Origin of the sequence: Candidatus Synechococcus spongiarum SH4, from assembly GCF_000586015.1 — a bacterium.
In the GTDB taxonomy this organism is placed as follows: domain Bacteria; phylum Cyanobacteriota; class Cyanobacteriia; order PCC-6307; family Cyanobiaceae; genus Synechococcus_B; species Synechococcus_B spongiarum_F.
Map to the genome: position 1 here is coordinate 1 of NZ_JENA01000069.1, position 7,726 is coordinate 7,726.

Here is a 7,726-nt window from a genome sequence, read left to right on the forward strand (position 1 = left end):
GCCCCTGGGGGTCGAACTCCATGAGGCGGACGGTGCTGCGGGGGCCTGCCCTGACCCCGAAATTCACCAGCCGCGGCCCGCCGTGGTGGCCAGGATCCAGGCGGGGATGGGCGCTGAAGGGTTCCTGCGGCGCCAGCACACCCCCCATGGTGCTGAGGCCCCGGGTGGCCAGGGTGACGGGATCCAGAGCCGTGGGCAAGGCCGCCTCCCACAGGGCCAGCAGGCGCCCACCCCAGTCAACGACGCTGGTGTTGGCAATGTTTTTGAGCCGCAGATCCAGGGCGTTGGCCAGAATGCCCCCCGGCTTCCGGGTACCGAATACCCCCCGGTAACGCCACCGCCCGGCGGCCTCCTCCTCCAGCCAGCCCGCTGTGCGCACAAAGCGGTTGCGGAAATAGGCGCGCCCCTGGTGGAAGCCCACCGCCAGAATCATGCCGTCTCCGTCAAACGGATGCTGCACCCACTGCCCACCCCGCTCCAGACGACCGGGGCCGTTGCGGTAGAGGGTCCCCTGAAGCTCCGGGGGGATGGCCCCCTCAACGGTCTCCACCCAGCCCTCCGTTTCTGTGGCGACGTTGCCATAGGCGCTGTTCCAGTCCGTCTGGCTGTAGTTGTCCGCCGGGTTGGCCAACGCGCTGACCGGTGCGCTGGCGGCGGCCTGCTGGTGGGCGGCGGTGGCGGTCATGGGGGATGGGGATGGGACGGTGGCCCCAGCCTGGCAAAAATCATTCCCCCTCCGGGACGTCAAGGGCCTCGGGGGGATGGGGCAACAGGGTTATGGCTGGCGCCCCACTGAGACGCCCCCACGGGTCAAAGCTTCAGCAGGGACACCGCCATGGGGAGACCGTCGCTTCAAGCGCAGGAGAACGTGGTCCGGTCGCATGACCACGGCCATCTTTTCCTCCACCTCTCTGCCAGGGTTGACCGGCTCCAGGTCGAAGTTCCGGCAGAGCATGGCGAGAACCGCCCGGATTTCCAGCATGGCCAGATTACGGCCTGGGCAGATACGCGGTCCGGCGCCAAAGGGGGCAAACGCCTGTGTGTTGTGAGGTTGTTTTTCGTTGCCAACGGGCCGGGGAAGCCAGCGTTCGGGATCAAAATAGTCACCGCCGGCAAAGTTTTCCTTCCTGGTGGCCCCATGCCGTAGCAGCACAAACAGCTTCGTCCCTCGGGGAACCAGGCAGCCCAGGATTTCGGTATCCTCCAGCGTCTCCAGCGCCATATGGGGGGCTACCGGCTTCAGCCGCATGACCTCGTTGCAGAAGGCGTCAAGGAAGGGAAGATGATTGGCTTGTTGCAATTCATCGAGGGTCTGCGCCGGTGCAATCAGTTCATCCACCTCGCGGCGAACCCGGACGAACGCCTCGGGAAACTTGGTGAAATAGTGAATAATCCAACTGATGGTATAGGAGGTTGTGTCTTCTCCGGCGAGGAGCAACTGGCTTGTATGGGCCAATAGCTCCGCGCTGCTGAGGGTAGAGCCTTCACGTTCCGCGATCACCAGCATGGCCTCCAGGAAATTGGTGGGCTCGTGGTGAGGGTGGGCCGCCATGTGCTCCCGTGTGGCGCGGACAATGGCCTCCACTTCCCGCTCAAGCACCTTCACGGCATGGTCAAGGACCCGGTCCGGCGGCAGGCGCACCAGGCGCCAATAGGGGAAAAGCGTGAAGAACCGCCGCTGCAACCCCGGGCCGATTTTCTCAAGGTGTTGCTGGATCACGGGACCCGGCGTCTCCAGCGTGTTGGGGTCAACGCCAAACGCCAACTGCATGGTGACATCAACCGTGAAGCGCGTCAGGTCACGGCAGACGTCCACGGGTTGATTCCCGTCTGCCGCCGCCGTCCATCGTCGCTGCAAACGGGCTGTTGTGGCTTTGAGTTTCGGGAAGAAGTTGGCGAGCCGTGTGCGGCTCAGGGCAGCCACCACGGTGCGTCTCTGCTGACGCCAGTCTTCCCCCTCCGCCGTGAACAGCCCGTTGATCCTGATCTCGGTAAACCGGTCCTCAATGACCCGGTTACGCCGGAAGGATTGTGGTCGCTGCTCCAGGATGCGCTGGATCGTCCCATGGTCCGACACCACCACCAAGCGGGACCGCCCCAGACGAATCTGGAACAAGGGGCCGTAGCGCTCCGCCCAACGTTCAAGGGTCAGGTGGGACCGCTCGCTGTTAAGCTGGAGGAGGTGCCCGATCAGCGGCGGACCATAGGGTCCCGGCAGATCACGGGGTTGGGTGAGGGGTTGCGGTTGCGCCACTTGGGTGAATCCTTTTGCCAAATCTATTGATTGGGTCAGGGGGAAACACCGGAAAGCATCAAGACACGTCCCTTCGCGTCAGCCACCGGCCTGGGGCAGCCCGGACACCAACCCCCTCCCGCTTCTCCCTTACAATCAGCCCGTTGCGCCGGAAGCAGCCCACAGGGAAGGTTGTCCGATTTTCGTGGCAGCCTGTGCAGCCGGCTTGAACTCTTCAACTCCGAGCCTTGTGGACCGCCATGGGCCGGCTGAAGACATGAAAAAACCATCAGCTTCCCCACCGATCCCACGGCGGGCGCCACGGCCGCGCCCTTGGGTCACGGCCGGAGATTCTCCAACACCCGATCCGGCGTATTGCTCAAGGCCCTGTTGTCCGCCTTCAACTCTGCTCTGGGGTCTTTCAGGTCTGCCACTAGCCTTGTTTCGGTGGCTCTGATGTCGTCTTTCAAGGATTGGAACGCTGCCACGCCAACACCGAACAAGGCGATCACCAAGGAGGAAATGATCGGTCCCGCAACCGCAGGCTCACCCCATCGCCGCAAACCGGGGGAGTGATCCCCTCTGGGGGGAGGAGTTCCCAAAGGATGAGCACCCAATGGGAGCTTGGGGCATTCTGGGGGTTTCGCGCCGCTGCCGTTGGCCATGGCCTCTCTTCCCGTTGCCTTGCTCACCGTGTCGGATCGCCGCTCCATGGCGGAAGACGCCTCCGGTGCGCTCCTGGCGCAGCGCATTGGCCAGGCGGGCCATCAACTGGTGGACCGGCAGTTGACGCCGGATGATCGCTACCGGATCCGGGCCGTGGTCAGCGGCTGGATCGCGGATCCGGGGGTTGCGGTGGTGATCAGCAGCGGCGGCACCGGTCTGACGGGACGGGACGGCACACCGGAGGCCGTGGCCCCCCTCCTCGACAAGACCATCACCGGTTTTGGCGAGTTGTTCCGGGTGGTGTCGTTCGGGTCCATTGGCACCAGCAGCTTGCAAAGCCGTTGCCTGGCGGGTGTGGCCAACGGCACCATCCTGTTTGTGTTGCCGGGATCCGTGGACGCGGTGACCACCGCCTGGGATCAACTGATCCGCGCCCAACTGGATGAGGCCACCCGCCCCTGCAACCTGGTGCAATTGTTGCCGCGGCTGCGGGAGGCGGGGGATCAGCCGCCGATGTAGGCCATTTCCGCTGGGCTGGGCCGGAGCGCAGGGCCGGTCTCTTGAGCTTGCCCGGCCCGCTCTTCGCTGTAGCGATCCTGACGCCGTTGCCAGAGGGAGCGCAGTTGATGCATCAGGACGGCATCGGGCTGCCGGGGGTCCAGGGCGGGCTTCAGGTCCGTGCCCTGGCTGGCAAAGAGGCAGGTATAGGCCATCCCGTCGGCGGTCACCCGCAGCCGGTTGCAATCACCACAGAACGGTTCGCTGATGGAGGCAATGGTGGACACGAACCCTCCCCCGCCCGATAACGCCAACGCCGGGCGGTGGAGCCATGCTGGCGACCCACAGGCTCCAGTGGCCAGTGACGGCCAATCTCGGTGGTCATGGCGGCGGCAGTGATCACCTGTTCAGGTCGCCAACCGTTGCGGTTACCCACGTCCATGTATTCAATCAGCCGCAACTCCACCCCCAGGCTCCGACAGAGGCGCGCCATGGGGATCACCTGGTCCCCGTTGTGGGCCATCACCACCATGTTGATCTTGACGGGGAGACCGACAGCCTGGGCATGGCCGATGGCCGCCAGCACGTGGGCAAAACTGTGGCCACCCCCCATGCGGAGCACCGCCTGGGGATCCGCCCCGTCCAGGCTGATGGTGATGCGGTCCAGGCCCGCCTGCCGCAAAGCCTGCGCCAGGGAACGATCCAGCAGCACCCCGTTGCTGGTGACGGCCACCTCCTCCACCAGGTCCAGGGCCTTCACCGCTTGAACCAGGGGCGCCAGGCCCGGCGCCAACAGGGGTTCTCCACCGGTGAGCCGCAGGCGGCGGCAACCCAGCCGGGCCGCCGCGCCAACGAGCTTGAGGCGCTGTTGATGAGTGAGCAGGGTGGGGGGGTCCTGATTTTCCGGGCGGCAGTAGCGGCAGGCCAGGTTGCAGCGGGCCGTGAGGGAGAGTCGCAGAACCCCCAGGCCCCGCCCCCGTTGATCAAGGGGGCCTGGGGTCATGGGTGGCGGCAGGCAGCGAGGTCCTGGGGACAATTCAGGTTCACCAGGGCCGGGGAGGGAACCTGTAGCCACTCCACGTTGAGACCGGGGAGCCATTGGCGAAAACTGCGCACTCCGGCAGCCACAGCCTGGTGAAGGGTGGCCGCCAGATCGGCGCCGTAGCTGGCCAGCAGGGGCTGCTGGCGGCTGCCGTCGGTTGCCAGGCGCGCCTGCCGGGGCGGCAGTGGGGCAGCCAGGGTGTCGAGCAGGGGTGGGGTGAGGTTGGGCAGGTCGCAGGCAAGCAGCAGCATGGGGCGGTGGGGGTAGGAGGTCATCAGCTTGGCCAGCGCCAGCAGGGGACCTTCCCAGGGGGGTGGTTCCTCCAGGACGGTCACCTGCCGAAGCGCCGTGGCCGTGGCCAAGTGCTGGCGGTGACCCTGGTGGGGACGACTCAGACAGACGGTCTCCAACCCGGTGGCCAGGGTCAGGGCGCAGGTGTGCTGCAACAGACTGCCCCCATGGGGGTGGGGCAGCAGGGCCTTGTCGCGCCCCATGCGCCGGCTGCGCCCGCCGCAGAGAACGGCCGCCAGGGGCCGCTCGGCGCAAGGCTCAACGCAAGACAGGGAAGGCATCCGGAGTGGGCGCCGTGCATCCATGGCCAGGAGAATCGTTCATATCTTTTCCATCCTGGTCATTTCCCATATCTGCGCAACTGTCTGTATCTGTTGCTACATTGTCTGTGTGGAAAGCAGCAATCATGGCCGGGCTGTGGCCAGGGCCATCATCACGGGAACCAGGGCGCCAGGTCAGGATCATGTAACAACAGCCACATTCTTCTGTGGCGCGGGTTGTTTGTATGATGCCAATCGGTTAGCCCTGTGCACCGAGCTAGGCCCCTGGTCGCTTTTTTCCTGAAGCCAGGGTTTGATTAACCTCCAAACTGCTATGCTTGGTGAACTCTGGTCTTTCCAGGGGAGGTACAGGACACTGCACCTTACCTGGTTTGCATTCTTTCTCACCTTTGTGGTGTGGTTTAACCTGGCCCCTCTGGCCACCACCGTGAGAGAAGATATGGGCCTGGAACTGGGGCAGATTCGCACCATTGCCATCTGCAATGTTGCCCTCACCGTGCCAGCACGGGTCATCATTGGTATGTTGCTGGATAAGTTTGGCCCGCGCATCACCTATTCCGCCATTCTGGTGTTTGCGGCAATTCCCTGCCTGATGTTTGCCACGGCCCAGAGCTTTGGCGCACTGGTGGTGGCCCGGTTGCTGCTCTCCATTGTGGGCGCCGGTTTCGTGATCGGGATTCGCATGGTGGCCGAGTGGTTTCCCCCCAAGGAGATCGGCCTGGCGGAAGGCATCTACGGGGGCTGGGGAAACTTTGGCTCCGCGTTCTCCGCCCTCACCCTGGTGATTGTTGCCGGTTGGCTCAGCTTTGCCGGTGGCGCCCAGATTGGTGACGCAGTGGTGCTCAACTGGCGCGGCGCCATTGCCTTGACCGGCATCATCGCCGCGGTCTACGGGGTGTTCTACTTCTTCAGCGTGCAAGACACGCCCCCTGGGAAAGTTTATCAACGACCCCACAAAACTGCCGGGCTGGAGGTGACCTCCATGCGGGACTTCTGGGGCCTCATGGGTATGAACGTTCCTTTTGCCGGCATCCTGGCGGTGCTGGCCTGGCGTCTCAAAGGTGTGGGTTTCCTCGACGAGGCCACCTATCCCATGGCCCTGCTGGCGATTCTGATCTGGTACGGAATGCAATCCTGGGGGGTTCTTCGCACCAATTGGCAACTGGTTACGGGCCGGAAGGTCTACCCCAAGGAGGACCGCTACGAATTCAAGCAGGTGGCCATCCTGGAGCTCACCTATATCGTCAACTTTGGTTCCGAGTTGGCGGTGGTGTCGATGCTGCCCAGCTTCTTTGAGACCACGTTTGATCTGCCCAAGGCCATGGCCGGCACCCTGGCCGCCTCCTATGCCTTCATGAACCTGGCGGCCCGGCCGGGGGGAGGCCTCCTCTCCGACCGCATGGGATCCCGGAAAAACACCATGGCCTTTCTCACCATCGGCCTGGGGGTGGGCTATCTGCTCATGAGCCTCATTGAACCGGGCACTTTCACCGGCACGGCCGGCATTGTCCTGGCCCTGGCGCTCACCATGTTCTGCTCCTTCTTTGTTCAGGCCGGAGAGGGATCCACCTTTGCCCTGGTTCCCTTGGTAAAACGACGTGTCACGGGCCAGGTGGCCGGGCTGGTGGGGGCCTACGGCAACGTGGGCGCGGTCGCCTATCTCACCATCTTTTCCCTCCTTCCCGCCTGGATGGGGGGTGGAGCAGACCCTTCCCCCGCCGTGGTGGCCGCCTCCAACAGCACCTTTTTCCAGGTGCTGGGGATTGCCGGGCTGATTGTTGGCTTCCTCTGCATGTTCTTCCTGCGGGAACCCAAGGGCTCCTTCGCTGATCTCCACGAAGGAGAACTTGCCGCCTCCGCCTCGTAAGAAGAAACCGTGCCACAGGTTGGCGTCATGGAAACCCCTCCGCGCTCCCAATGCCCCTACTGCGGCGTGGGCTGTGGCCTGGAGTTGCTGCCCCCGGCCGCCAAGGGGCGGGCCACCATTCGCGGTCAGGACGGCGCCCCGGTGTGGGGAACACGGGGTGATCGTCACCATCCCTCCAGTCTGGGGCAGGTGTGCATCAAGGGGGCCACGGTGGGGCAAACCCTGAGCAGTGGTCGCCTCACCCGCCCCCTCTATCGGCCCCGGCTGGATCTGCCGTTGCAGCCCGTCAGTTGGGATAAGGCCTTTGCCGTCCTCCTGGAGCGCATTCACCGCACCATGGCGGAGAAGGGTCCCCAGGCCCTGGCCATGTACGGCTCCGGACAGTTTCACTGCGAGGATTACTACATGGCCCAGAAGCTCCTGAAAGGGGCTCTGGGCGCCAACAACTTCGACGCCAACAGCCGCCTCTGCATGAGTTCGGCTGTGGCCGGCTATACCCGCAGCCTGGGCTCCGACGGCCCCCCCTGCTGCTACGAAGACCTGGACCAGTGCGACCTGGCCCTGCTCATTGGCGCCAACATGGCGGACTGCCACCCGGTCCTGTTCCAGCGGTTGGCCAAACGGCGCCGCAAACGGCGCCGCAAGAAGGATCTTCAGATCGTGGTGGTGGATCCCCGTCAAACAGCCACCAGCAGTGGGGCGGATCTGCATCTCGCCATTCGACCCGGCACGGATCTGGCGCTGCTCCACGGCATCGGCCACCTGCTGCTGCGCCAGACTTCCCTGGACTTCGACTTCATTGAAGGGTGTACGAACGGGTTCTTCTCCTATGCCAAGCTGGTGCAGGA

Annotated in this window: 8 protein-coding genes; 3 read left to right on the forward strand and 5 right to left on the reverse strand. The window is 64.4% G+C overall.

The features are described 5' to 3' along the window. Together BG35_RS0104595 and BG35_RS0104600 are read right to left on the reverse strand one after the other, a co-directional pair. On the reverse strand, positions 1-685 hold a 685-nt coding region (locus tag BG35_RS0104595; RefSeq protein ID WP_025781902.1), incomplete at its 3' end, for a carotenoid oxygenase family protein. A 90-nt stretch (positions 686-775) separates the two neighbouring features. After that, complete coding sequence (locus BG35_RS0104600) at positions 776-2,254, reverse strand: cytochrome P450 (RefSeq protein WP_161632533.1); 1,479 nt, start codon at positions 2,252-2,254, stop codon at positions 776-778. Positions 2,255-2,896: 642 nt separating this feature from the next. On the opposite strand from BG35_RS0104600, the gene moaB reads away from it, so the two are divergent. Next, on the forward strand, positions 2,897-3,418 hold the full coding sequence (gene moaB, locus BG35_RS0104610; protein WP_025781904.1) for a molybdenum cofactor biosynthesis protein B: 522 nt from the start codon (positions 2,897-2,899) through the stop codon (positions 3,416-3,418). Here moaB and BG35_RS13930 read toward each other — a convergent pair. From BG35_RS13930 to mobA, 3 genes are read right to left on the reverse strand one after another with little or no spacing between them, the layout of a single operon-like run. Beyond that, positions 3,403-3,684, reverse strand: a complete 282-nt coding sequence (locus BG35_RS13930; RefSeq protein ID WP_308417015.1) for a GTP 3',8-cyclase MoaA family protein — start codon at positions 3,682-3,684, stop codon at positions 3,403-3,405. The genes moaB and BG35_RS13930 overlap by 16 nt on opposite strands. Further along, the gene (locus BG35_RS10300; RefSeq protein ID WP_308417016.1) at positions 3,624-4,400 is read right to left on the reverse strand and encodes a GTP 3',8-cyclase MoaA; all 777 of its coding nucleotides are present in this window, start codon (positions 4,398-4,400) and stop codon (positions 3,624-3,626) included. The genes BG35_RS13930 and BG35_RS10300 overlap by 61 nt, the downstream gene beginning before the upstream one ends. Beyond that, positions 4,397-5,035 (reverse strand): molybdenum cofactor guanylyltransferase, encoded by a 639-nt coding sequence (mobA, locus tag BG35_RS0104620; protein WP_080688019.1) that lies wholly within the window; start codon positions 5,033-5,035, stop codon positions 4,397-4,399. Before mobA ends, BG35_RS10300 begins: the two co-directional genes overlap by 4 nt. 289 nt (positions 5,036-5,324) lie before the next feature. On the opposite strand from mobA, the gene BG35_RS0104625 reads away from it, so the two are divergent. Together BG35_RS0104625 and BG35_RS0104630 are read left to right on the forward strand one after the other, a co-directional pair. After that, on the forward strand, positions 5,325-6,878 hold the full coding sequence (locus BG35_RS0104625; protein ID WP_025781906.1) for a NarK family nitrate/nitrite MFS transporter: 1,554 nt from the start codon (positions 5,325-5,327) through the stop codon (positions 6,876-6,878). 27 nt (positions 6,879-6,905) lie between these two features. Continuing rightward, on the forward strand, positions 6,906-7,726 hold an 821-nt coding region (locus BG35_RS0104630; RefSeq protein WP_034417043.1), incomplete at its 3' end, for a molybdopterin-dependent oxidoreductase.